The 25567-nt window shown below is 40.8% G+C and carries 28 protein-coding genes and 1 pseudogene; all 29 read right to left on the bottom strand.

The window, feature by feature from the left end; translation table 11 throughout:
- Positions 1 to 43: 43 nt before the first annotated feature.
- Positions 44 to 985, bottom strand: coding sequence for a pyrimidine-specific ribonucleoside hydrolase RihA (gene rihA, locus HHK02_RS00560; protein WP_181462560.1), 942 nt, complete (start codon positions 983 to 985; stop codon positions 44 to 46).
- Positions 986 to 2044 (bottom strand): bifunctional diaminohydroxyphosphoribosylaminopyrimidine deaminase/5-amino-6-(5-phosphoribosylamino)uracil reductase RibD, encoded by a 1059-nt coding sequence (gene ribD, locus HHK02_RS00555; protein WP_181462559.1) that lies wholly within the window; start codon positions 2042 to 2044, stop codon positions 986 to 988.
- Positions 2045 to 2647, bottom strand: coding sequence for a riboflavin synthase (locus HHK02_RS00550; protein ID WP_181462558.1), 603 nt, complete (start codon positions 2645 to 2647; stop codon positions 2045 to 2047).
- On the bottom strand, positions 2648 to 3829 hold the full coding sequence (ribA, locus tag HHK02_RS00545; protein ID WP_181462557.1) for a GTP cyclohydrolase II: 1182 nt from the start codon (positions 3827 to 3829) through the stop codon (positions 2648 to 2650). It lies immediately after the preceding gene.
- Positions 3830 to 4288: a 6,7-dimethyl-8-ribityllumazine synthase gene (gene ribH / locus HHK02_RS00540; RefSeq protein ID WP_181462556.1), complete on the bottom strand. Its 459-nt coding sequence runs from the start codon at positions 4286 to 4288 to the stop codon at positions 3830 to 3832. It abuts the gene before it with no gap.
- The gene (locus tag HHK02_RS00535; RefSeq protein ID WP_181462555.1) at positions 4289 to 5014 is read right to left on the bottom strand and encodes a potassium channel family protein; all 726 of its coding nucleotides are present in this window, start codon (positions 5012 to 5014) and stop codon (positions 4289 to 4291) included. It abuts the gene before it with no gap.
- Positions 5015 to 7903 (bottom strand): YfhO family protein, encoded by a 2889-nt coding sequence (locus HHK02_RS00530; RefSeq protein ID WP_181462554.1) that lies wholly within the window; start codon positions 7901 to 7903, stop codon positions 5015 to 5017.
- Positions 7904 to 9088, bottom strand: a complete 1185-nt coding sequence (locus HHK02_RS00525) for an MFS transporter (RefSeq protein WP_181462553.1) — start codon at positions 9086 to 9088, stop codon at positions 7904 to 7906.
- Complete coding sequence (locus HHK02_RS00520) at positions 9089 to 9664, bottom strand: RNA polymerase sigma factor (RefSeq protein ID WP_098039698.1); 576 nt, start codon at positions 9662 to 9664, stop codon at positions 9089 to 9091.
- A complete protein-coding gene (locus tag HHK02_RS00515) occupies positions 9665 to 10039 on the bottom strand; it encodes a PaaI family thioesterase (RefSeq protein WP_085680232.1) in 375 nt (124 codons plus the stop codon).
- Positions 10040 to 10861 (bottom strand): 1,4-dihydroxy-2-naphthoyl-CoA synthase, encoded by an 822-nt coding sequence (gene menB / locus HHK02_RS00510; RefSeq protein ID WP_003672083.1) that lies wholly within the window; start codon positions 10859 to 10861, stop codon positions 10040 to 10042.
- Entirely contained in the window at positions 10862 to 12283 is a 1422-nt protein-coding gene (locus HHK02_RS00505) for an o-succinylbenzoate--CoA ligase (protein ID WP_078009965.1), read from the bottom strand. It abuts the gene before it with no gap.
- Complete coding sequence (locus HHK02_RS00500; protein WP_003672085.1) at positions 12284 to 12436, bottom strand: FeoB-associated Cys-rich membrane protein; 153 nt, start codon at positions 12434 to 12436, stop codon at positions 12284 to 12286.
- A complete protein-coding gene (gene feoB / locus HHK02_RS00495) occupies positions 12437 to 14428 on the bottom strand; it encodes a ferrous iron transport protein B (RefSeq protein ID WP_181462552.1) in 1992 nt (663 codons plus the stop codon).
- Positions 14429 to 14635, bottom strand: a complete 207-nt coding sequence (locus HHK02_RS00490) for a FeoA family protein (protein ID WP_003672088.1) — start codon at positions 14633 to 14635, stop codon at positions 14429 to 14431. It abuts the gene before it with no gap.
- Positions 14636 to 15433, bottom strand: a complete 798-nt coding sequence (gene sufC, locus HHK02_RS00485) for a Fe-S cluster assembly ATPase SufC (RefSeq protein ID WP_035160234.1) — start codon at positions 15431 to 15433, stop codon at positions 14636 to 14638.
- The gene (gene sufD, locus HHK02_RS00480; RefSeq protein WP_181462551.1) at positions 15434 to 16723 is read right to left on the bottom strand and encodes a Fe-S cluster assembly protein SufD; all 1290 of its coding nucleotides are present in this window, start codon (positions 16721 to 16723) and stop codon (positions 15434 to 15436) included.
- Complete coding sequence (locus HHK02_RS00475) at positions 16724 to 17962, bottom strand: aminotransferase class V-fold PLP-dependent enzyme (protein WP_085680228.1); 1239 nt, start codon at positions 17960 to 17962, stop codon at positions 16724 to 16726.
- On the bottom strand, positions 17963 to 18424 hold the full coding sequence (gene sufU / locus HHK02_RS00470; RefSeq protein WP_078009969.1) for a Fe-S cluster assembly sulfur transfer protein SufU: 462 nt from the start codon (positions 18422 to 18424) through the stop codon (positions 17963 to 17965). It abuts the gene before it with no gap.
- Complete coding sequence (gene sufB, locus HHK02_RS00465; protein WP_066035282.1) at positions 18425 to 19834, bottom strand: Fe-S cluster assembly protein SufB; 1410 nt, start codon at positions 19832 to 19834, stop codon at positions 18425 to 18427.
- Positions 19835 to 20167 carry a metal-sulfur cluster assembly factor gene (locus HHK02_RS00460; RefSeq protein WP_003667917.1) on the bottom strand — a complete coding sequence of 111 codons (333 nt, stop codon included), beginning with the start codon at positions 20165 to 20167 and terminating at the stop codon, positions 19835 to 19837.
- Positions 20168 to 21058 carry a helix-turn-helix domain-containing protein gene (locus tag HHK02_RS00455; RefSeq protein ID WP_078009970.1) on the bottom strand — a complete coding sequence of 297 codons (891 nt, stop codon included), beginning with the start codon at positions 21056 to 21058 and terminating at the stop codon, positions 20168 to 20170.
- Complete coding sequence (locus HHK02_RS00450; protein ID WP_181462550.1) at positions 21059 to 21712, bottom strand: response regulator; 654 nt, start codon at positions 21710 to 21712, stop codon at positions 21059 to 21061. It lies immediately after the preceding gene.
- Positions 21713 to 21874 (bottom strand): hypothetical protein, encoded by a 162-nt coding sequence (locus HHK02_RS00445; RefSeq protein ID WP_181462549.1) that lies wholly within the window; start codon positions 21872 to 21874, stop codon positions 21713 to 21715. It abuts the gene before it with no gap.
- Positions 21875 to 22111, bottom strand: a complete 237-nt coding sequence (locus tag HHK02_RS00440; protein ID WP_003666157.1) for a cytochrome b5 domain-containing protein — start codon at positions 22109 to 22111, stop codon at positions 21875 to 21877.
- Positions 22112 to 22924, bottom strand: a complete 813-nt coding sequence (locus HHK02_RS00435; protein WP_078009632.1) for a Cof-type HAD-IIB family hydrolase — start codon at positions 22922 to 22924, stop codon at positions 22112 to 22114.
- Complete coding sequence (locus HHK02_RS00430; RefSeq protein ID WP_181462548.1) at positions 22925 to 24292, bottom strand: RsmB/NOP family class I SAM-dependent RNA methyltransferase; 1368 nt, start codon at positions 24290 to 24292, stop codon at positions 22925 to 22927. It lies immediately after the preceding gene.
- On the bottom strand, positions 24293 to 25159 hold the full coding sequence (locus tag HHK02_RS00425) for an SPFH domain-containing protein (protein ID WP_003672105.1): 867 nt from the start codon (positions 25157 to 25159) through the stop codon (positions 24293 to 24295).
- Between the two features lies 1 nt (position 25160).
- Positions 25161 to 25552, bottom strand: a pseudogene (locus tag HHK02_RS00420) (LytS/YhcK type 5TM receptor domain-containing protein); the annotation flags it as partial.
- Positions 25553 to 25567 lie beyond the last annotated feature (15 nt).

Below are 25567 nucleotides of genomic sequence, written 5' to 3'. Positions count from 1 at the left end.
TCTTTGAATGCTTCTTAGGTTGTGTAGTTTTGTTTTTCTTCATTTATTTAGAAAAATTTTGAAGGGTATCCATGATTAATTGGATGAATTTTTCACGGTCAATATCAAGAAGAACTTCAGTATTTTGAGGCTTGTCGGTTAATTGATAGTAATCACAAACCGTCTCTCCCCGTGTGAGATCGCCCTGAGTTTCAACATCCACATTCATTTTGTCAGTACCGAACATAGTAGGATCAATCAACCAAGCAATCGTACATGGATCGTGGAGGGGCGCACCTTTAAAACCCCACTTAGGATTTTTATGATACTGTTCAAAGAAGTTTAGGAGGCCATAGAAAGCCTGGGCAACTGGATTGTCGATTTGCCCGATTTGTTCAATTTCATCCTTCATAATCTGAGCTTTATGGGTCACGTTCAATGGTGCCATTACCAGAGGCAGACCAAAGTTCATTACAATTTTAGCTGCTTCTGGATCAACAAAAATATTAAATTCAACTGATGGCCGCCAATTGCCAAGTCCCATTGCCCCACCCATGAAGACAATTTGATCAATCTTTTCTTTTGCCAAGTCGGGATAGACTCGCAAGAATAAGGCTGCATTTGTCATTGGACCGGTGACAACTAGAGTGACTTTCTCATCACTTTCACGAAGAGTTTTAGCGATCAATTCAATAGCCGGAATTGGTTGAACTTTGAAATCGGGATCAGGAAGGTCCGCACCATCTAACCCCGTCTCACCATGAACTTCCGGTGCAGTTTCAAGCGGCTCGACCAGCGGAGTTTGATTTCCCTGAGCAACCGGGATATCTTCTCGATGAAGTAAGGTTAACATCCGCATCGCATTATTTAAGGTTTTATCCGGTGTTTGATTACCAGCAGAAGTTGTTACGGCAAGGACATCAATCTTCGGTGAAGCAATAGCCATCGTTAACGCCAATGCATCATCATGTCCAGGATCGCAGTCAAGAATTATCTTTTTGGTCATCTAAACATTTTCAATCTTCCTTTCCGCAATCCTAATATTATTTTCTAAGATTTTAATTTCCTGATGGGTAAAATTCATTGGGTAAGCTAGTTTCATGCCGCTAACACCTTTTTTGCCAAGCATGTGGGGAGCTACGTATGTAATAATCTCTTCAAATAAGCCTTCCTGTAAAAATACTTGATGAATTGTCGGGCCACCTTCTACATAAACAGATTGAATTTCTTGTCGACCAAGTTCATGTAAAATGTCAGCAATTGACCACGTTTGTCGGTAAAATACCCGCACATCTTTAGCAAACTGGCCTTGCATAGTGCCATTTTCCGTAAAAATCCAAGTAGGTGCCCGCCCGTCAGTCAACAAGTGTAAGGTTGGATTATCTTTTAAACGTCCCCGGCGGTCAAGAACAATCCTTACTGGCGGAAACTTTGTCGGACTAGTCGTTAATAAAGTTGGATTATCGATAATTGCGGTTTGGCTTCCAATCAAGATTCCTTGAAAATTACCACGCTCGGTATGAACCATTTTTGCCACAGCAGAATTAGTAATCGCCGTTCGTTGACCTTTTTCTGCGGCCACGCGATAGTCAAGACTCACTGCTTGTTTTAAAGTTACCCATGGTCGTCGGTACCGATAGAAAAAATCGTAATGCGGATTTAAGGCCTGTGCTGCTTCCTTAAGGACGCCCGTTTTGACAATAATATTTTGCTGTTGAAGCGTAGCAATTCCTTTCCCGGTGACAAGCTGGTGCGGGTCTGTTTCCGCAATCACAACCCTTCTGATGCCCACGTCAATAATCGCCTGACTACATGGCGGTTGTTTCCCATAGTGATTGCAGGGTTCCAACGTGACATAAAGAGTTGCTCCCTGTAACTGTTTCGGCGTAAGTTTACCTATTGCATCCCGTTCAGCGTGAATTCCACCATATTCGTGAGTATGACCTCGCGCTAAAACTTGACCATTCTTCACAATAACTGCCCCAACACGAGGATTTTTCCAGGTTTCATTGCCGGCCTTTGTTGCTTCAGCGATTGCCATTTGCATGAAATGAACATCTTCCACTTATTTTCGGCCTCCTAGTAAATTTGCGACTACATATTTGCCTAAAATATCGGTTTCTAGATTAACTTCATCCCCTATTTTAAGCGTATCTAAGTTAGTCACGAGTTGAGTGTGCGGAATCAGCCCAACCATAAACCAGTCATCACCAGTTTCCATCACGGTTAAACTTACGCCATTAATCGCGACACTTCCTTGCGCTACCACTTGACCTTGTAGGCGTTGCGGAAGACTAAATTGCACTTCAATAGCATTTTCATTGACAGTCCGCTTTAAAACTCGTGATAGTTCGTCAACATGCCCCGTTACAATATGACCTTCTAGCCGTGCGCCAACTTGCAATGAACGTTCAAGATTTACCAGGGACCCTTTTTCCAAGTTTTTGAACGTTGTCTTTTCAAAGGTTTGCGGCATTAATGTCGTCATAAATTGATTATTATTGATTTCTACGACCGTTAAACATGTCCCATTTACCGCAATTGAATCGCCAAGTTGCACGGTAGTTAAAAAATCATCACTATGGGGTTCAACCACCAATTCAATCGTTTCGCCATCCTGGGTAATTTTTACTATTCGTCCCGTTTCCGCAACTAAACCACTAAACATTTAAGCCTCCAGATTCAGTAAGTGATGAAATTTATTTTTCTTTGTGATTAAGTAATTCTCATCGTAGTTATTAGGTGCGATTTCTAATGGTATCCGTTCATTGATTTCAATATCGCCAAGTTGTAATTGCGCAATTTTATCGGGATTATTAGTAAGTAGGTTAATCTTGGTTATCCCTAATTGATGTAAAATCGCAACTGCTTGGTCATACTGCCGTTCATCAGGCGCAAAACCTAATTTTTCATTGGCTTCGACAGTATCATAGTCGTGCTCTTGTAAATAGTAAGCTCGCAACTTATTTGCTAAACCAATTCCACGACCTTCTTGACGCAAATAAATAATAACCCCGTTGCCGTTTTTCTCAATTCGGCGCATTGCTTCATGAAGTTGAGGACCACAATCACAGCGAAGGGAACCAAGAACATCGCCAGTAAAGCATTCTGAATGCAAGCGAACCATTACAGGAGTAGTTGGATCAATATCTCCCTTTATTAGCGCTAGATTATTGCCATCAAACCACCGTAAGCGAAAGTCACCATACTGAGACGGGAGGTGCACCTCTGCTACTGGTTTGCTCGCTAGACTTTGCCGGTATTCCTGAAGTTCTTTGATCGTAATGATGGGTAAGCTAAATTCGGCTGCTTTCTCATGGAGTTCAACTGATCGTGCCATTTCACCATTGTCTTTTAAAATCTCACAGATATAAGCAACTGGTTCCACCCCAGCTAAGCGCGCAAGGTCAACAGCAGCTTCAGTATGTCCATTTCGTTCTAATACTCCATTTTTCTTTGCAACTAAAGGAAAGATATGACCTGGTTTGTAGAAGTCTTCGTTTTTAGCAGTCGGTGCGGCAAGATGAGTAATAGTGCGCCAACGATCAAAAGCTGAAATTCCCGTTGTTGTCGAATGATGGTCAACGCTGATCGTAAAAGCCGTACCAAAAGGATCTGAATTATCAGCAGTCATCTGAGGTAATTTCAATCGTTCAGCTACTTCCGGTGCCATGGGAACACACATCAATCCACGGGCATACTTAGTCATGAAATTAACCTTTTCGGGAGTAGCTTCACTAGCAAGCCCCACCAAATCGCCTTCTGCTTCGCGGTCTGCATCATCCATGACAATTGCTAAACCACCTTCTTGCAAATGCTTAATCGTTGCTTGAATTTTCTTTACATCCATTTAATTTATTTGTCGATTTAACGAAATCATCTCTAGTAAGCTTTGTGCAGTGATCGCTCCTTTATTACCCGCTTTGAGTCCCGCGCGTTGCATTGCCTGTTCAATGTTATCGGTAGTAAGGATGCCAAATGTAATTGGAATATTGCTCGTTAAGTTAAGATTCATTACGCCGCCAGCAACATTTTGACAAATTAAATCGTAGTGATCTGTTTCACCTTTGATAATAGCGCCTAACGTCAAAATGCCGTCATATTCCTTTTTTGTCAATAATTGTTTTGTCATAAACGGAATTTCAAATGCTCCCGGCACATGGTATACATCAACGTTTTCAAGGTCAAACTTAGCTAACATTTCGGTAGCTCCCTGCACTAATTGTTTAGTGACAGTTTCGTTAAAATCAGCAACAACAATCCCGATTTTTGCACTTTGAACATTAAATTTTCCAGTAAATTCTTTCATCTAACGTTTATTTTTCTGAATCAAACGCTTGATTTCATCTAACTCAGCCTTTAGTTGGCGATTTTCATGTTGGATTTTGACTAACTGGGCGGAAATCTTTCGTTCGTCTTTTTTGGCAAAGAACTCAGTAATCGTACTGGTAAGCATCCCAATAAAACCAATTCCCAAGAGCATCAAGACAATCGCGGCTGCCCGGCCAATTCCGGTCTTAGGAATCACATCCCCGTAACCAATCGTAGTAGCAGTTGTAATTGCCCACCACAGGGCTGTTTCGTAAGAGACTTTCTCCGAGATGCAAAACATTGCTGCGGCTACCATTATGACAGCAATCGTAATGTACAAGTAGTAGAGCAACTCATTTCGCTCAAAGAAGACACCCAACCGACCGGTAAAACCGACCAAACGCATAATGCGCATGAGTTTAAGCATCTGAAAAGTTCTACCAATTTGCCCAATTCGGAAGAGAAAGAAGAGGCTACTGGCAGGAATGATTGATAGAAGGTCAAAGATATTATCTTTAACAAATTCGCGTTTATCTGGTGAAATAATCAGGCGGATAACGTAATCAGTAAAGAAGACCAACCAAATCCCATTGTCAATCATATTGTAAGGGTAGGCATCAATATTGATCCACTTAGCATAATATGCGATTAGCATTCCAATCGAGATAACGGCTAAGATAGCCATGATAATTTGGTAGACAATATAGGTAAACTTCTTATGCACTTACTTGCGCTTCCGCTCCCATACGATCGTAATGATTCCGGCAAGAATGGTCCAGCCTAGGCCAATCAAGCTGAGTAATACGCCTAATTTGATTCCTGGCAACTCATAGCTAAAGGTAACATGATGAGTTCCGGCAGGTAAGTATACTCCTAAGAAAGCCTGGTTTGTTCGTAAGGTAGTTGTCTTTTTCCCATTAACTTTCACTGACCAACCAGTAGAATAAGGAATCGAAGAGGTGAGGACGCCAGGACGAGTAGTTTTAATCGTTCCCTGAACTTGGTTGCGTTTGAATTTAACGTCCTCTAGACGATGGCGTTGCAATGTTTTAACTTCACGATAATAATTATTATCTAGTTTTTCTGCTACTACCCGGTATTTGAGCTTATAAGTTCCCAGCTTTGAAGGCTGGAAGGTGAGTGAAGTTGGCAGTTTGCCATCATAATAACCAATATTAAGCGTCGAATTAGTAACGTGTTTAAATAAAGAAAGGGTACTTTGCCGCGCCTGTTCAATCGTAGCAGTTCCAAACTTACTGCCGACATTAAGCTTAAAGCTAATATCAGGTGAACCATTTAAAACGTGGTAACGCCAATAGCGATAGTGGGTATAGCGCTGATTAATAACATTTCCGGGATTAAGGACCGTTTCCTTCAGATGTGCTTGCTCATAGGCAATCTGTTCTTTCATGGAGAAAGGAGTGTACTTAATCTTAGAAAATTCAATATGCAACTCGCTGCCCTTTAATTTTTGCTGCATTTTTTTACTTTGCAGTTCTGGTAATTGCAATTGATAAGTTTCTTCACTATCGGTATAGGTCAGCTTAGCCGGGTTAACCTTATTCAAGCGGTTAGAAACTAACTCGCTTTTAAGGGGATAGACATGCGTCTTGAGATTAGCGGCCTTCATTCCTCGAAGCTTTTCTTGCTTATCAACCAGAACACCGGTAGCTAAAACGCGTTCTTTTTCAGTTGGTGAGAGTGATTGATAATCTTTTTTACTAATGTAGTTATCTTGCCAGTAAAGTAATGGGAAAGCATAGTTCGTTTTGTACCGCATTGTTTGCGTGGGCACAAACTCATCTTTGCTTTGGGGATTGCTTGGCTGTCCTTCATCATAATTGATGACTGGATCAGTTGCTTTATCTAAAAAGTAACCAGCGGGAATCTTTGTCGCGTTATCACCATTGCTTTGAACAAAGAGATATTTGACGCTAAAGAAATTGTTCATAATTGTCCGATCATCGGCTTGCCGAATGGGGATATTAGCCTGATACTGGTTATTTTGTAGGCTTGTATTAAACTGTCCCAAATATTTATTTTGCAGTGAATAGTAAGAATCAATGTTATGCAATCCAGAAGTAAGGTCGTTATCAAGGTTCGGGCCGTCAATAATCTTATTTTGGCTAATTGTTGAAACGCGGTAAAAAGAATTATTCTTCAAATCCTGATCAAGGTTACCGTAACGGTTGCTAGTAATTGCTTGATACTCTCCCCGGCTCAGCATACTACTAGAGAAATCTCCGTTATAGGGGAAAGCCGCGTAAATTGCGTTCACCCCAGCGTTAAGCATTGTAATCGCTAGTAACCACCGGTAAGGATGAGTAAGTTTATTTAAGTGAATCAACCAGATGACCATTAGGGAGCCAATTAAGAAAATAACCGGCATAAAAATATCATTCTCATTGTCAAAGAAGAAGGTTGCAATCAAGACAATGAGGTAAATCCCTGTTGCCCAACTTAGGACCGCCATTGTCTTTTGATCAAGCGTTGGAATGTTCTCTGCTAGAATACAGACGGCCATTGCTAATGGAAGGTAGATCAAGAGCGTCCAACGGTTAGAAGCTGACATCATTCCGTTGAAGAAAGCGCCGACTGCTGGAATTAGCAGCATGATTAAGGAAAGACCAAGGCTAATCGTTAGCAGGGGATACTTTCGGGGACGAGAATAAATGTAAACAAGGGCGATAAAACCAATTGAAACAATCCCTAGCGCAGACCAGAACATGAAATACCATTGACCACCGTTAATCAGTGACTTAGGCAAAAAGAGATAGTAGTAAAGAGGATAGGTTTTTAAACCATTAGCAAATAATGATCCAGTCCGGGTTGAATTTGTGACCGCGATAATTTCTGGGACGAGCAAGACCGCGGATAAGAGGACACTAGTAATTGTCGCAAAGGCGAGTTTAAGCAAGGCTTTCCCATAATTAAGCGTGCGACGATAATGCGTTCCTACACGAAGGACAAGATAGAGAAATGAACCAATTCCTAAAACGTAAGCAAGGTAATAGTTGCTTACTAGCATCCATGTAAAGGCACCAGCAAGCGGCCAGGGCGAGCCTTCTTGCAATATCCGTTCAATCTGGACCACGATTAAAGGAAAGATAATAAATGGCGTGGTAAAGAACGGCTGGGCGATACAGGCATAGAGTAAAAACGAATTGACCAGGTAGGTTGTTGCCCCCATCAAAATGACGCTATTCCGAAATTTAAAGTGTTGCGCGAAGTAGACAAAAGCGAGGCCAACACAATACATCCGGATAATATTAATTACCTGGTAGGCGAGGGTAATCTTTGCCACGGGAAAAAGTAGTACAAGGTAAGAGAAAACGTCTCCAATCGTATAGTAAGAATATACTTGAAAGGTATCACTGCCTAGCCCCATTTGCCATGACCAGAAGTTTAGGCGGGGATGGTGGAAGAAGCTAACCAGTGCTTCCCGATACTTTGCTAGTAAGGGTAAATGCTGATTGAGAGCATCTTTGCTAAGGATAAAAGTATGACCAGTAATTAAGTATGTCCCGAAAATACATAAGGCTAAAAAGATGAATAAAATAGTATATTCACCATATAGTCTTTTTACCGGTCGTTTTTTAAATGAGAAATCCATTTACGCTTTTCTAATAAACAAACATGCAATCACTGCAACTAATGCACTGATAACAAGGCCGAAGAAAGCGGCTGAATATGAGCCTGCTGCTTGAACAATCCACCCAATTAAGAGCGGACCAACAAAGCCACCAAGCTGTCCACCAAAATTAACAATCCCAATTGATGATCCATAAGTTTTTTCTGATAAAATCTGCGCAATGAAACTAAAGATGCCAGTAAATGCCAATGATTTAACGAAATAGATCAAGACATCAAAGATCACAACACCTACTAATGAGGTGGACTTGAAGAGCCCAAACATGAAAACCAATGTCAGGAATGAAGCAATACTAATCATCCACCGTTCATGCTTCTTAAACAAGTGCACCATCACAAAGCCAGAAATAAATGCTGCAATACCTCCAAAAATAACTGGTAATGGCACTAACCATGCTAAGTTCTTCAAGTTAATTCCCTGTTCTTGCAAGAAATAAACTGGCATCCAGGTTTCAAGTCCCTTAGTAATGATATTCAGCGCAAGTCCAATTACTACAAAGGCCCAGACACGGTGGTCAATCTTTTTCCATTCAATCTTGGAACGCGCCTGCCCATTTTCTTGGCTGCTATTAATTGGCCGTTCTACCAGGTAATAGGTAAGTAAAATAATAAACCCACCAACCCCAAGCCAAACAAAGGCATTTCGCCAACCACTGCTAGCAATAATTGGCACAATAATTAGTGGCGCTACTGCTGCCCCGGCATAATTCGATGAAATTAAAGCAGAAGTTGCTTGTGATTTCTCACTCTTATCATAATTTTCAGAAATTCGTTTTAATGCCGCTGCTGGATATGGCCCTTCTGCAATCCCAAACAGAAACCGAATCGCAATCAAGGCAGCAAGGGACCACGCCCAGCCAGTCACCATTGTCATCAACGACCAGGCAAACAAGGAAATAATTACCATCAGTTTACTGCCAAACTTATCAGTTAAGTATCCTCCAGGTATCTGCATCAAAGTATACCCTAAGAAGAACGCACTGGCGGTTGCCCCTAACGCTGCCGCCCCAACATGAAAGTCTTTACCGATGTAAGCAAGGGAAATATTCATCACTGTGCGGTCAGCAAATAAAATCATATATCCTAAATATAGTAGCAGAAAAGATCCCCATCGTTTTGCTACTGTAAAGTTACCTATATTTTCCATTTACTTCATTAATACTTTTAATAGCTTGTCGTGGCAACGATGCAAGGCACTTTGAACGCTCCGTTTAGAGCAATCAAGGGTACCAGCAATCTCAGTTATCGAATAACCAGTATGAAGATAAACTAGTACTTTTCGTTCAAATGTAGAACAGCGGCAAAGTAAACGGTCAAGACTCTGCCGGCAATAAATAATATCATCAGGAGAATGATGTAAAAAGTCGGTAAGTGTTTCAGCAAAATCATCGCTTAATGCGTAAAGACAGCCTGCTGGAATCCGTTTGTGGGCCTGAGTTTGTCGTTGGATATCACGAATCCGGTTAGTTAAGCATTCCTTAAAAAAGCAGCTAAACATGCGCAACCCCTGATTATTGTATAAACGAATAACTTCTAGCATCACAACGCGGGCTTCCTGTTCCCAATCCGCCAATTCAAGGCCGCTAATATTATATCGTTGCCACAGTCGGCGAACGAGCGGCCAATAACGGCGAAATAACTCTTCGAAGTCTTTATTGCTTCCGCGACGGGTATTGTTAATCAGCTTAAGGTACTTTTCTTCATCTTTTTCATTGAAGCGCATTTAAGACCGGGGTTGATTGATCAAAGTAACTATACTGGTACTAGTACATTGATCATTGCAATGGATATCGACTTGCCAGGTTTGGATTCGCCGGCCACGTTTGATCGGAATTGCAATTGCTCTTAATTTACCATTCGATACCGCAATGAGGTGCTCTGTGGTAATATTAACACCGAGAGCTATTTGATCTTGTTGACGATCAGCTAACCATTGATTGGCACCTAAGGAAGCTGCGGTTTCAGCGAGGACTGCATTTATTCCACCATGAACGATTCCATAAGGTTGCTTGAGCTTATCACTTACTTTAACAGTGATAACGCACTTGTTGGCTGTGACTGATTGAGTTTGAATATCTAAATTTTCTAATAGGTTCATTTATGGGAATTTAGGGAACTGGTCAAAATTAGGGTCCCGTTTTTCGTTAAAGGCATCCCGCCCTTCTTTACCTTCATCAGTGGTGTAGAAGAGCATCGTCGCATCACCACCGAGCTGTTGGAGGCCAGCCAGTCCATCAGTATCAGCATTCATGGCAGCCTTAATAAACCGTAATGCCGTTGGTGACTTCTTCAAGATTTCGTTACACCAGTCCAAGGTAACCGATTCAACTTGGTCTAATGGCACAACTTTATTAATCCAGTTCATCTGGTAGGCTTCATCGGCACTATAGAAGTGATTTAAGAACCAGACTTCCTTTGCCCGTTTATGACCAATTACGCGGGCAAGATAACCAGATCCATAGCCAGCATCAAAACTTCCGACCTTAGGACCAGTTTGACCAAATTTAGCATTGTCAGCAGCAATCGTTAAATCACAAACAAGTTGCAAGATATTTCCGCCACCAACTGACCAACCTTTTACCATCGCAATGACTGGTTTAGGGATAATCCGGATTAAATGCTGCAAATCAAGGACATTGAGACGGGCAATCTTATCTGGACCAACGTATCCACCATTACCACGAACTCCTTGGTCACCACCAGATGAGAAAGCCTTATCACCAGCACCAGTTAGGATAATCACCCCAATTGTGCTATCATCACGACAGATGGTAAACGCGTCGATCATTTCTTGAATTGTAACGGGGGTAAAGGCGTTCATCTTTTCTGGACGATTCATTGTAATTTTTGCAATCTTTCCCGCTCGTTCAAAAATAATTTCAGAATAATCTTTAACCGGTTGCCAATCAACTGTTGTCATTTACTCATTATTCAATTTTTCTCGTAACATAAATCGGCGAATCTTACCACTCGCGTTTTTTGGCAATTCTGAAACAAAAATATAGTGTTGAGGAACTTTATATCGCGCCAGATGTTCATAACCATAATTTATTAGCTTAGTTGGAGAAAGACGACGATCACTGACGACAAAGGCAACTGGTACTTGGCCCCAGACAGAATCATTTTGACCAACGACTGCAACTTCATTAATCTGTGGGTAACGTTGGTAGACCTGCTCAACTTCTTGGGGGAAAATATTTTCTCCACCAGAGATCAACATTTCATCTGCGCGACCATCGATATAGAGATATCCTTCTTTGTCCAGATGACCGATATCTCCTGTCCGGTACCACCCGTCAATCATTTTAGAAGGCAACTTATCAGGCAGGTTAAGATAGCCCGGAGTTAAAGCTGGTGTTTTCAGCAGAATTTCACCATCTTTACTAAGTTTTAGTTGGGTTGAGAATAGTGGCTGCCCAACTGATCCTAATTTTAGGAGTGCATCAGCTGACCGTAATGCAACAATTTGGGAACATGTTTCCGTCATTCCATAGCATTGAACAACAGGAATTGACCGTTGCAAACATGCTTCGAGCGTTTCTCGATCAATCGTTCCGCCCCCAAGTAACATACAACGAAATGCTGAATTATAGTGCGTATTAGTCTTATTTTGCTGCTGAATGAGCTTTTTCAGCATAAAAGGCACAACCGACATAATGGTGACCGTTTCATTTGCTAAAATTCGTTCAAGTTCTTCAGCACGGAACTTCTCAACCAAGCGAACAGTCATCCCGTAAATTAATCCCCGCATAATAATCGAAAAACCACTAATATGAAAGATCGGCGCTACACACAACCACTTATCTGCGGATGATAAACCTAAATTCAATGCAGAAGAGACTGCTGAATAAAAATGGTTGCCAAAAGTTTGCAAAACTCCTTTCGGCCTACCAGTCGTCCCAGAAGTATACATAATGCTGGCTACCCAGTTTGATTTAAATACTGGAATTAGCTCTCCTGGATCAGCACTTGTTATCAAGAACGCACTGTAAGACTTAAAAGGATCCGTCATCCCTGATCGCCAGAGAGAATTTTCAACCAAACACAACTGAAGTCCACTATCTTTAATCTGTCGTTCAAGCTCTTCACCAGCAAGCCGCCAGTTCAACCAGACAATCGTGCGGCCACTACACATGATCGCTAGTGATAATTTATAGCTCATCAGAGTATTAGTAGCTAGGATGCCTACCCGCGAACCAGGATTAAGATGGTCAATTTTTCCCACAAGTACCTCTACCTGTTTTTTTAATTCAGCAAATGATAGGCGTTCATTACCATCGTCAATCGCAATCTGATTCGGCTGAGTTGCTGCTTGCTTTAATAGCCAGTTTTGTGTTTCCATTTACTTTTTATTCTTTGCCAGCTTTTTAATTTCACAATCGTAGTCACAAGCTGCACATTTCCCTTGCTTGCCTCGTTGAAAAGTCTTAACAAGGAGGTAAAAGGCTAACGCAATAATTGCAGCAATAATAATAACGTTAATAATTAATTTCATTCACCCAATAAATAATCGACCAACCTGAAAGATAATAAATGCAAGCCCGTACGCAACGACTAAACTGGATGCAACAGAATAAAGCATCCACTTTGTAGAACCAGTTTCTTGTTTGATAGTTGCTAACGTTGCGAAACATGGTGCATATAAGAGAATAAAGACTAATAACGTATAAGCAGAAAGCGGAGTCATAAACTGACCAAGTGAAGCGATGAGGAATGCTTTACTGCTTGTATGGAACATTACCATCATACTAGAAGTAATAACCTCTTTGGCAAGGATCCCTGTAAACAAAGCACTAATTGGCTGCCACTGGTCAATACCAATTGGCTTAAAGATCGGAACAAGGATGTGTCCAAGGTCGGCAGCAAAACTATTAGCCGAATTAGTAACAAAACCACTAGGACCAAAACTTGATAAGATCCAGATTAAAACAGTTCCAGCAAAAATAATTGTCCCAGCCTTTTTAATAAATCCTTTACCCTTATCCCATGTTCCGTGCCAAATTATATCAAGACGGGGAAGATGATAGTGAGGAAGTTCAACTACAAACACTGAGCTTTCTTTTACCTTAAAGATTACTTGATAGAATTTTGCCATTGCTAAAGCCACGACAATTCCTAAGAAGTAGACTGATAAAACAATCAGTGCTTGGTGACGTGGGAAGAAGGCGGCAACGAATAAGCTATAAATCGGTAGGCGGGCTGAACAACTCATAAACGGCATGATTAAGGTAGTGATCAGTCGTTCTTTAGGCTGTTCAATTGTTCGCACAGCCATGATTCCCGTAACGTTACAACCAAAACCAATAATTAATGGAATAAAAGACTTACCATTTAAACCAATCATCTGCATAACCCGGTCCGTTACTAACGCTGCCCGCGCCATATAACCAGAGTCCTCAAGCAGGGAAATGCAGGCAAAGAGCATGAAGATTTGTGGAATAAAGGCTAAAACTCCACCAACCCCGGCAATAATGCCGTTAACGACTAACGACCGTAATGCAGGAATTGCCCCTAGACTAGCGAGGGTTTGGTCGGTAGTAGTTGAAACTGGGCCTGATATAAACTGATCAAGCATATCGGAAAGTGGGGTGCCAACCCAATCAAAGGACATCTTAAACATTACAAAGAAAATTAGGACGAAAATTGGTAAGCCAAGAATCGGGTTGGTAACGATTTTGTCGATTCGACTTGTTATCTCAACTTGCCCACCATTGTTAAGTGGATGACGGGCCTGGTTGAGAGTGTCCTCAATAAACTGTAGCCGGACTTCAAAAATTTGGTCAGCGAACTTTTGCGCGTCATAATATTTTTGTTGCGAAAGAAGGGGAGTTAGCTCTTTTTCCCGGGCAAATTTACGAATTACTTTATTCTTACTTATGAATTGAATCGCTAACCAACGCGCAACCTGGGGCGCAAAAGAATAATCACTTTCCAACGCTGTACTTGCCTGCCTGATTGCTTGCTTGATCATCGGGGGATAATCTAAATCTAGTTGGGTAGGGTGGAGCGAATTACAATTGATAGTTTCTTTTCGTAATTGATCAATCCCTTGATGTCCACGCGCATTTGTTGTCATTACTTTACAACCCAGCCTTTTTTCAAGCAGGTCAAGGTCATAGTCGTACCCTGATCGACGGAGATCATCAATCATGTTAAGAACCAATACAACAGGATAGCCGAGTTCCAATACCTCGATTGTTAGCAAAAGGTTTCGTTTTAACTGACTAGCATTTGTAATATTTAAGACCATATTAGGTTGGTTATGCATTAAGTAGTTAGTTACCACTGCTTCGTCTTTTGTCAAAGGATCGAGTGAATATACGCCAGGTAAATCGATGATAATAATATCTGTTCCCTTAAGCGTTCCTTGTTTCTTTTCAACTGTGACTCCTGTCCAATTACCGACATAGGCGTATTTATCAGTGAGCGAGTTAAACAGGGTAGTTTTACCAGTATTAGGGTTTCCAATCAGTGCAACTGTTGTCATTTATTCTGCCCCCGTAAGCATCGTAAAAACAGTGTACCGCAAACCAATTCGTTGGTGATCATTTTCGATTATCACTGGGCCATGAAAAGGATATTTTTGAACTACTTTAATCGGACACCCTTCACACAAGCCCATATCATGTAATCGGGCGGCAGTGGCTGTATTTAAACAGTCAAATGAGTGAAGAATATAATTTTGTTGAATCATCTAGTCTTCATCATCTACAAGTTTGATATCAAGACCTAATTCGTCACGTAAGCCAGCGTAACCTTCATCTTCAAGTTTCTTGGCAAGATCAGGGCCACCAGTTTTAACAATTCGGCCACCCATCATTACGTGAACTGTATCAGGAACGATGTAGTTCAAAAGACGTTGATAGTGGGTAATAATTAATGAACCAAAGTTGTCGCCCCGCATTGAATTAACACCCTTTGAAACCACCTTAAGGGCATCAATATCAAGTCCAGAGTCAATCTCATCAAGAATCGCAAAACTAGGTTCAATCATTAAAAGCTGCAAAATCTCATTCCGCTTCTTTTCACCACCAGAGAATCCCTCATTAAGATAACGTTCAGTCATGGATTGACTCATATCAAGCAATTCCAAGTTCTTATCGAGTTTCTTAATGAAGTCCATTACCGAAATTTGATCATCTTCAGGACGACGAGCATTGATCGCAGCCCGAAGAAATTCAGCATTAGTAACCCCTTGAATTTCAGCGGGATATTGCATTGCAAGAAAGAGACCTTTTCGTGCTCGTTCATCGACCGGCATATCAACAATACTCTCCCCATCAAGAAGGATATCGCCTTTTGTAACATGATAGTTAGGATGACCCATGATGGTTTGAGAAAGAGTAGACTTACCAGTTCCATTTGGTCCCATAATTGCATGGATTTCTCCAGTCTTCATCTTAAGGTTAACCCCTTTAAGGATCTCCTTTTCTTCTTTGCTTTCTTCATCTTTAACTGAAACGTGAAGATCCTTTATTTCTAGTGTTGCCATTCATTCGTATTGCTGTCCATCGGCGAGCTTCCTTTCAAGAATCGTAATTAACTTATTTCGTACATCCGCTGCTGGGATTGCACTCAAGACTGCTCCTAGGAATCCTCGAATAACCATTCGTTCTGCTTGTGCGCGCGGAATTCCCCGACTCATTAAGTAATACATTTGTTGTTGATCAACTGGGCCAACACTAGCCGCATGTCCTGCCTCAACATCATTTTCGTCAATTAACAGAATTGGGTTAGCATCTCCTCGTGCTTGATCGGACATAATCAATACCCGGTTTTGTTGATCAGCCTTTGCACCATGAGCACCATGAATAATTTGCCCAATTCCATTAAAAATCAATTCAGACTTTTCAAGAATAACACCTCGCTGGTTTATCAATCCGGTAGTATGCTTGCCGTGATTAGTAACGCGGTTGTTGACGCCAACTTCTTGGTCACGAGTAGTTACGGCAATCATCTTTGAGTTAGCATAACCCCCATCACCTAGCAATTCGGAATCCATATCACCAACTGTGGCACCATCGTTCATCAAGCCGACTGCCCATTCAACGTGCGCATCCTTGCCAATATCGGCACGCCGCTTAAAGTAAGTATGAGTATGGGGACCAAATTCATCTAAGGAAGAAAAATCAATCTCACTATTTTCCTGCGCCATTAATTCAATCATCATATTAGCGGCATTTTCATGATCACCAACAGTTGTAAGGTGTTGGATAAACTTAATGCGGCTGCCACGATCGGCAATTACTAGAATATGCGAAATTAGAGGCTCATCTTGAGTACTGTCCTGAATAATCTCAGCCTCAATTGGCTTTTCAATTTCAACGTTTTTTGGAATATAGAGGAATAAACCGGCATTAAGGTAGGCAAGATGATAAGCAGTTAATAGGTTTTCTTCGGGGTTAATAGCGGTCATGAAGTACTTATTGAAAAGTTCAGGATATTCGCGCGCAGCAGTAAAGATATCTGTGAGAATAACCCCCTGATCTTGAAGTTTTTGTGGCAAGTTAACGTGGAGCAAAGTTTGCCCAAACTGAGTTACCTTAATTACTTCATCATCGGTGACTGATTTTTCAACTAAGTCGGCGTCTGATTCAATCCATTTCAATGGCCGCTCCGCAATAAGGGGCCAAGTTCGAAAATCGAACCGTTGCATCCGTGGCAAACGAAGCTTTTCCATTAACTCCCGAGCACTAAGCCGGCGATCAATCAATTGCTGAGGTTCATTATTTGCTTTACTAGCAGCAATTATTTGTTCTTTTGCTGAGTTTAATTCTGTCATTTAGATAGTCCCAATGTTAAAGAACTCCTTTGTTTCCTTAATTGCGTTAATTAATTGATCAGCATCTTCTTTAGTATTGTAAAAATAAAAACTGGCACGAGCGGTTGCTGTTACTCCCAAGTCTTCCATGAGTGGCTGCGCACAATGGTGACCAGCACGGACTGCTACCCCATCCATATCAAGGGCCGTAGCAACATCATGGGGATGGAGACCTTTGATGTTAAAGGAAATTACCCCAGTATGTTTTGCTGGCGATTGCGGACCATAAACTTCGACATCTGGAATAGCAATTAACTTGGGTAAAACATAATTAACAAGTTCCTGTTCTTTTTGCACAATCCTATCCATTCCAATACCATTTAAATAATCAATCGCGGCTCCAAGCCCAACTGCCCCGGCAATATTTTGGGTTCCCGCTTCAAATTTAAACGGGATATCAGCCCATGTACTCTCATTCCGGTGAACGTCATTAATCATTTCTCCACCGTATTGGTAAGGAGACATCGCTCGTAATAAGTTCTCTTTTCCGTACAAAACCCCAATTCCCATTGGACTCATCATCTTATGACCAGAGAAAGCGTAAAAGTCAACATCAAGATCTTGTACATCGACTGGCATATGGGGAACTGCTTGTGCTCCATCACCGACAACGATTGCCCCATGTTGGTGCGCAATCGTTGCTAATTCTTTCAAGGGCGTCACTGTTCCTAATACATTACTAGCATGAGCTACTGCCACAATCTTTGTCTTATCGGTAATTTTCTTTTTAGCATCTGCAAGATCAAGTTCGCCATCTGGAGTTAATTCAATATATTTCAGGGTAGCACCCTTTTCCTTAGCTAATTGTTGCCAAGGAATAAGGTTACTATGGTGTTCCATTATTGAAATAACAATCTCATCACCAGGTTGAATATTTTGTTCGCCATAAGTTGCAGCGACGAGATTCAACCCATCCGTACATCCCTTTGTAAAGATAATCTCATTAGCACTCGACGCGTTAATAAACTTTTGCACTTTTTTTCGCGCTTCTTCATAATCCTTAGTTGCACGTTCTGCTAGGGTATGAACCCCTCGATGAACATTTGCATTATCTTGTTCATAAAAGTTAATAAGTGCCTGAATTACCTGACGCGGGCGCTGAACAGTCGCAGCATTATCAAGGTAGGCTAAGCGTTCATCATTAACTCGCTGATTAAGTGCTGGAAAGTCGGCTAAATAATCATTCGTATTGCTGTCCATTTACTCATTATTTTCTTCCTCCTCGCTATCCTTCAACAGTGCTCGTTGTAATGCCCACCATGAGAGCGTGGCACACTTTATTCGGGCTGGAAATTCCATAATACTAGTAAGAATCCGGGCATCCCCTAGTTGATCCAAGTCAGCTTCTGAATGTTCTTTGCCAATTGCCATATCAGAAAAAGTCTTTGCCATCGCAAGGGCTTCTTCAGTTGTTTTTCCTTTAACAGCATCGGTCATCATGCTTGCTGATGCTTGACTAATAGTACAGCCCTCACCAGTATAGGCAATATTTTTGATCTTGTTATCTTCTACTTCAACCTGAAGATTAATCGTATCTCCACAAGTCGGATTATGAAGGGTCATTGCATTCGTAGTAGTTGCTAATTCTCCCTTATTATGTGGATGATCGGCATGATCGAGAATCACTTCACGGTATAAACCACTTAACTTAGATAGTCCCAATTAACCAATTGAACCTTCCATCTCAAAACTGATCAAACGGTTCAATTCAACTGCATATTCCATCGGTAATTGTTTCGTAAATGGTTCCACAAAGCCCATAATAATCATTTCAGTTGCCTTTGCTTCTGAAATTCCCCTGCTCATAAGGTAGTAAAGCTGTTCTTCAGAGATCTTAGATACTTTTGCCTCATGTTCCATTGCGACATGAGCATTGTCAATTTCATTATATGGGATCGTATCTGAGGATGATTGGTCATCCATAATGATCGTATCACATTCAACGTGGGCTTTAGAGCCATCAGAGTGCTTACCAAAGCGGACCGTTCCGCGGTAATCAGTTGAGCCCCCCGTCTTAGCAATCGATTTCGAAACAATTGAACTAGATGTGTTTTTAGCATTGTGGATCATTCGGGCTCCCGAATCTTGGTGGATTCCGTTGCTGGCAACTGCGATGGAAAGCATGGTTCCCCGTGCCCCCTCACCATTAAGGTAGACGCTTGGGTACTTCATCGTGACTTTTGAGCCAAGGTTCCCATCGACCCATTCCATGGTTGCGTTTTCTGCTGCTGCTGCCCGTTTTGTTTCTAGACTATAAACATTATCAGACCAGTTCTGAATAGTTGTGTAACGACAATAAGCATCCTTGCAGACGTTAACTTCAACAACGGCAGCATGGAGACTATCAGAAGAGTAATTGGGAGCAGTACATCCTTCAACATAATCAACACTTGCCCCTTCATCAACAATAATCAAGGTTCGCTCAAATTGTCCTGAGTTTTCCGCATTAAGCCGGAAGTAAGATTGAATTGGCGTCTTTGTCTTAACGCCCTTTGGTACATAAATAAATGAACCGCCCGACCATACTGCTGCATTTAGGGCCGCAAATTTATTATCAGTTGGTTGAACTAATTTACCAAACCATTTCTTAAATAATTCTGGATATTCTTTTAAGGCTGTATCTGTATCAGTAAAAATAATCCCCAGCTTTTCAAACTCATTTTTCATGTTGTGATAAACGACTTCAGATTCATACTGAGCTGAAGAACCAGCAAGGTATTTTCGCTCTGCTTCCGGAACTCCTAAGCGATCAAAAGTCCGTTTTAAATCTTCGGGCACATCATCCCAGTCGCGAAACTTTTTATCCGTCATCTTTTGGTAGTAAAGCATGTTCTTCAGGTCTAATTCTGATAAATCTGGCCCAAATTTTGGCATCGGTAATTCTTTATAAATCTTGTAGGCTTTAAGCCGGTAATCTAGCATCCATTTAGGTTCATGCTTAGCAGCTGAAATTTTGCGGACAGTTTCTTCTGTTAATCCTCTCCCAGTTGAGTATTCCGGCTCAACGTTATCGTGAAAGCCGTATTCGTACTGGTCATTATTATTTATAATGCTAGCTGCATCATTACTCATCTAACCGTGAATTCCTAATGCAATTTTAGCAAACCTACTCATTCTTGACAAATCCCAGACGGGTTCCCACACAAGGTTAATATTACATTTAGTTACACCTTCAACAGAAGTAACCGCCTTGGTAATGTCGCGATTTAAGATGTCGCCTAATGGACAGCCCATTGTCGTTAAAGTCATTGTAACCGTACATTCACCATTATCATCAACTTTAACATCATAAATAAGGCCAAGGTTAACGAGGTCAATTCCCAATTCTGGGTCAATAACTTCTTCCAACGCATCCATCACTTTATTTTCAATTGGGGAAAAGGGAGTATCTTTTTCGTCAGCCATTCATTTATTACTAATTGTCTTATCAAAGTTATTTAACAGAGCAGCTACTTGAACTTCAACAACATTATTTTTATTGAACCGCGCAAATACTTCTGCTTCAGTTAAAAGTTGACGTATTTTTTTCGAGTTTTCTCCTAACTCAATTGTATTATTTGCTTCTAGTAATTTGATTCGTGGTAAGAAATAAGTAACGTGGTTGCTAGCACAGATCTTTGTCGTAGCCTCCAACACTTGGTTACTAACTTCCAACCGCTTGTTTAATGAATGATACTCGGCAGCGTAGTACATCATCGTTACAATCCGTAGATAATAGTTCCGATCAACACCCGCTAAGTCTTCATCAGCCTTTGATCTTAAGAATGCAATAACCTTTGAGAAAAAGAAATCAGCATGTTCCATTGAATTTTGTCGTGCATATAAGATCCCTGATCCTAAATATGCTAATGGTGAAAAGATCGTCCGATGTTGCTCATCCAGTTCATCTAAAATCTTAGTAAAGTTAAAAAGACTTGTCGACGCGTTATTATTAGTTAAAGTGTAAATCATCCCTTTTAAATAATAATATTGCATCCGGTCTTGTGGCGATTTTAAATCTTCAAGCCGAATCTTCTTAAGGTTACTAACTGCCTGTGGAAAGTGTTCAATCATTAAAGCTAATTCAATTTGGTCTAGCAGACTCCGGATATAACGAATTGAAGACGTATTGTCCTTACTTAAATCATCAATCGTTAATCCTAGCCGCTCACAAAGCTGCGCCAAAATCGTGAGTGATGGTACTTGACCATTGCTTTCAAACTTGCTTAAGGTCGACTGGGTACAAATCCCCTTGCTTAAGGCAACTTGTGAGTAGCCGAGTCTTTTTCGTTGATAAACAAAGCGTTTAATATCCATCTATAGGTCTACTAATTGATGTTTAACTGCATAGTGGAGAAGTTCTGCGTGTGAAGCAAGGTTTAATTTTTGCATAATCTTTGTCTTATGGGCTTCAACAGTTTTAGGGGATATAAACATCTTAGTAGCAATTTCTTTATTAGTATATCCGAGAACGATTAACGGTAAGATTTCTTGCTCACGTTTCGAAAGAGCAACGTAATTTCCTAAATCGAAGTGCGGAGAACCGCCTTTGATAACTAATAAATCTTTCTTCGTTACCATAATATTATTGTCTAAGTATTTTTCACCATTAATAGCGTGTCTTAGGGCATGAACTAGTTCTTTTGGAGAGGAGCTTTTAAAGATATAGCTATTTGCGCCATTATAAATTGCCTGATTGATGTATTGAGGTTCATTACGAGAAGAAAAAATAATAATTTTGGTGTTAGGGAAATGTTCATGAATTCTTTTGATTGTGATCAGACCATTTTCACCAGGTGGTATCGCTAAATCCATAATAATGATATCAATGTCACCTTGTTCAACCCGTAATGAGGCATCTATTCCGGTTGTTTCTTCAGCAATTACTTTAAAATTATCTAGTTGTTCAACCAGATTTTTAACTGCCATTCGAATGATGGGATAATTATCCGCCACAAGTACTCTATACATTTATCTCTTCTTCAGTATCTTCTTTTTGCTAATAATTATCAAGATCCAAAAGTTATTTTTCACACTTGCTGAAATAGTTTCAATAAACGGCTGGAATAATTGTGAAAATTTATTGCAGAATAAAACTAATGCTGTAAAATAAAAGAGGATCATTGATGACATCTAGTCAACTAGTTTGCCAACAACAGGGATACCTTCAAGGACTGATTCCAGATGGATAGAACGAGGCATTACTGAAGTTAAATCACGACCAGCAAGGTTTCCATGGTGTTTACCATCCTTCCATTGCGGAACGTTAGAGACATCGTAAACAACGCCTTTAACGGCAACGTATGCAGGATGTCCATTTCGACCATCGAACTCAGCGAGTTCGGTTGTTGTAAATGTTTTTTCTGCCATTTATATTGTAACTTTGAAATAAGCTTGCAAGTATTTCGCCAGCCCGTTATGCTCGTTATCAATTGGGGTCACATCATTAGCAATACTTTTAAGCTCAGAAATGGCATTATGCATTGCAACGCCACGTCCAGCTGCATCAAGCATTTCTAAATCATTATGCTCGTCACCAAAAGCAATAATATTTTGCCGGTTAATTTGGTACTGCTTAGCGATATAAAACATTCCTGACTCCTTATGAGTGCCACGATGGATCAGTTCTAAGATGTTGTAAGGGCCACCCCATACTCGTGGTTCAACAAAATCGCCGTATTTTTCATTAACTGCTTTAATGATTTCTTCTTGGTGTTCTGGTTCATATTGGATCGTCATTGCGATTGGATTGCCTGTTAAGTTAGTCGCGGTTAGGATTTGATCATCGCGCAACTTGTTCGGTAAGAATTCGGGTAAATCATTACTAGCTTGATTAGCCCATACATGATGTTTATTTTCAACGGTAATTGTTTTAATTCCTAGTTCTTTCCGGTGGGCTAGAAGATCGAGGGCTAGCTCCCGTGTTAATTCAACATCATATTCTTTATCCCAGTGTTCATGAGGTATATGCGTTAGGGCCCCATTAAAGTTTACCATCGGAGTTTTAATCCCAATTTCATCGTAAATATGTTTGGCAATTCGGTAAGGACGGCCAGTGATGATGCTGACAATATGTCCATCCCGGGCAAGGGCACGTAAAGTTATAATTGTCTCGTTTGTTAATTTCGATTGATTATTTAATGTTGTGCCATCAAGATCAAGCGCAATCAAGTGTTGATCCATTTAAAAACGTAACCCCTTGGGATAAAAGTTTTTGATTGTTTTACCGACCAACTTTCCAAAACCAGCGGTATGTTTGTCGCATACTAGTAAATACCAACCATTCGGAAGGTCAGCATCAATATTGATTACATCCCCATGGACATATTGGTGCCACTGTTCTCTGTTTAGGTCAATGACCCGTTTTGCCTCCTGTGGTAAGCTAGCAAGGGCCCATGCCAACGCTGGTTCAAATCGATTTTTCTTAAAAGTACCGAGGTGAAGTCCAGGCCGAAGTACATTTAGTCCCTCGATTTTGTCCTCTTCTAATGGCAAATCATAGAGCTGGTCACCAAATAAAATCAATTGGTGTGGTTGATAGTCTGGAAAAACGCTTGTAGCAAACTGGTTAAAGAGTTTGACCTGTTCTTTGTCCGGTTTAACAATCGATTGCTTTTTCCGCTTATTCTTCTTTTTGCGCTTTTCATTAGTTGACTCTGGCTTACCATTTACTAACTTAGCAATGAAATGTCCTTCCCCCTTGAGATGGTGCGGGAATAATCGGACTGTCTTTTTCAACTCTTCATTGCCATCAGCCCATTCTGGACGACCATCATCCATCCCCACTGCCTTTTCAATCGGGACGAGTTTTAAATCCGGATAATCACCAAGCAACCATGAAATAGTTTGTTCATCCTCTTCTGGTGCAAAAGTACAGGTCGAATAGACTAATGTTCCTCCTGGCTTTAGCATTTTCATTGCGGATGCTAGGATCTTCTGCTGACGGTTAGCACACTCAGCAGGGTATTCTGGTGACCAATATTCAATTCCGGCAGGCTCTTTTCTAAACATTCCTTCTCCCGAACAAGGCGCGTCAACAAGAATCCGGTCAAAATATTGAGGAAATTGTTTTTCTAAATCTGCGGGACTCTCACTAGTAACAACTGCATTTTTTGCTCCCCATCGTTCCAGGTTTTCAGCCAAAATTTTCGCCCGTTTAGGGAAAATTTCATTAGCAACTAATAGTCCCTGGTTGTTCATTTTAGCGATGAGGTGTGTTGTTTTACCTCCCGGAGCTGCACACAAGTCTAGCACTCGTTCTCCAGCTTGTGGATTAACCACTTCTCCTACAAACATTGCTGACGGCTCTTGACTATATACCCATCCAGTAACATGGTCTAATGATTTTCCATTCACTTGACCATAATATCCTGTCGGCACATACGGTACTTTTCCCGTGGCTTTTTCAATTGTTGCAACCGGCTGTCCGTTCTTTAATGGATTCTCGCGAAAACCACTATAACTTGACTGAGCAAGTGCCGATAAAAACTCATCGGCCTCTGCTCCCATTAGTTTTTTGTATTTCGTGACAAATTCATTTGGTAATTGCACTTATCCTTGTGTCCCTGTATTTATTACTGGTTGCGTTCCCCGTTCACTAATAATTGCTACCATGATATTATTGATAATTTGCAAACGTTGCTCATCTGTTAAATCAAGGTTGGCTTCCTTGCTTAGGCGTTCAATCGCTTCTTCAGTAATTGAAACAGCCCCCTCAACGATTATCTTGCGCGCTGATAGGATTGCTGATGACTGTTGTTTTTGCAGCATGGCGCTCGCTATTTCAGTTGCGTAGGCTAAGTGCGTTAACCGTGTTTCAATAATTTTGACCCCCGCGACATTTAACCGTTCTTGCAGTTCAGCAGTTAAACGCTCTGATACTTCGGTGGGATTCCCGCGAAGGGTAATTGCATCTTGATCTTCAAAACTATCATAGGGATATTCACTAGCAACATGACGAACCGCAGACTCACTTTGAATTTGAACAAATTGCTCATAATCATCAACCGAAAAGAGTGCTTTTGCGGTATCGACAACTTTGTAGACAATAACGGCCGCAATTTCGACTGGATTACCTTTCGAATCATTGACCTTTAAAATTTGACTATTAAAATTGCAGACACGAAGAGAAACAGTCTCCTTATTTGTAAATGGTACCGTCATAAATAAGCCCGCATCACGAATAGTCCCAATATAATTACCAAAAAAAGTTAAAACTTTGGCTTCATTTGGCTGAATAATTGTCAATGATGTACTAAAAAGAATCACAATCAAGAATAAAATAATTCCAATTGTCAGGACTACCGGAAAATTACGCGTAAAGCCAACAAACATCAGCCACAAACTAATTAAACCGATAATAATCGCCCCGAGTAACCCGAGGTAGCCATTAACGTGAAAGGCTGCTTTTTCTTTCATTCAAAACTGAGCTGGGCACATAAAACCAACCTTGCAGGGGTGCACTTGAATAATCCGATGGACCCCCGCTACTAATCCTACTAAACTACCAACCCATGGCCCACCAATAATTCCAGCAACTGAAACAGCCAAAATTCGGACATTGACAATCGAGTCATTTGTTGAAATGGCCGTAAGAATAATTTTATTATGCAACTGGTTATTTGCGTCAATTTCTATTCCCGTCATATTAGCCATAATAGCAAAAATAGAAAAAAGAATCGTTAGCTGAATTTTGGCACTAATGGTTTGATTAAATAATAGGCGGCGAAATAGGGGTACACTAACCAGCAAAAACGCTAGAATAATAATTAAACCAACGCGCTCAGCCATTAAAATTGTTAAATATATCATTTAAATGCCATCGAT

The organism is Limosilactobacillus reuteri (assembly GCF_013694365.1).
Classification (GTDB): domain Bacteria; phylum Bacillota; class Bacilli; order Lactobacillales; family Lactobacillaceae; genus Limosilactobacillus; species Limosilactobacillus reuteri_E.
This window is presented reverse-complemented; position numbering and strand designations above follow the sequence as displayed.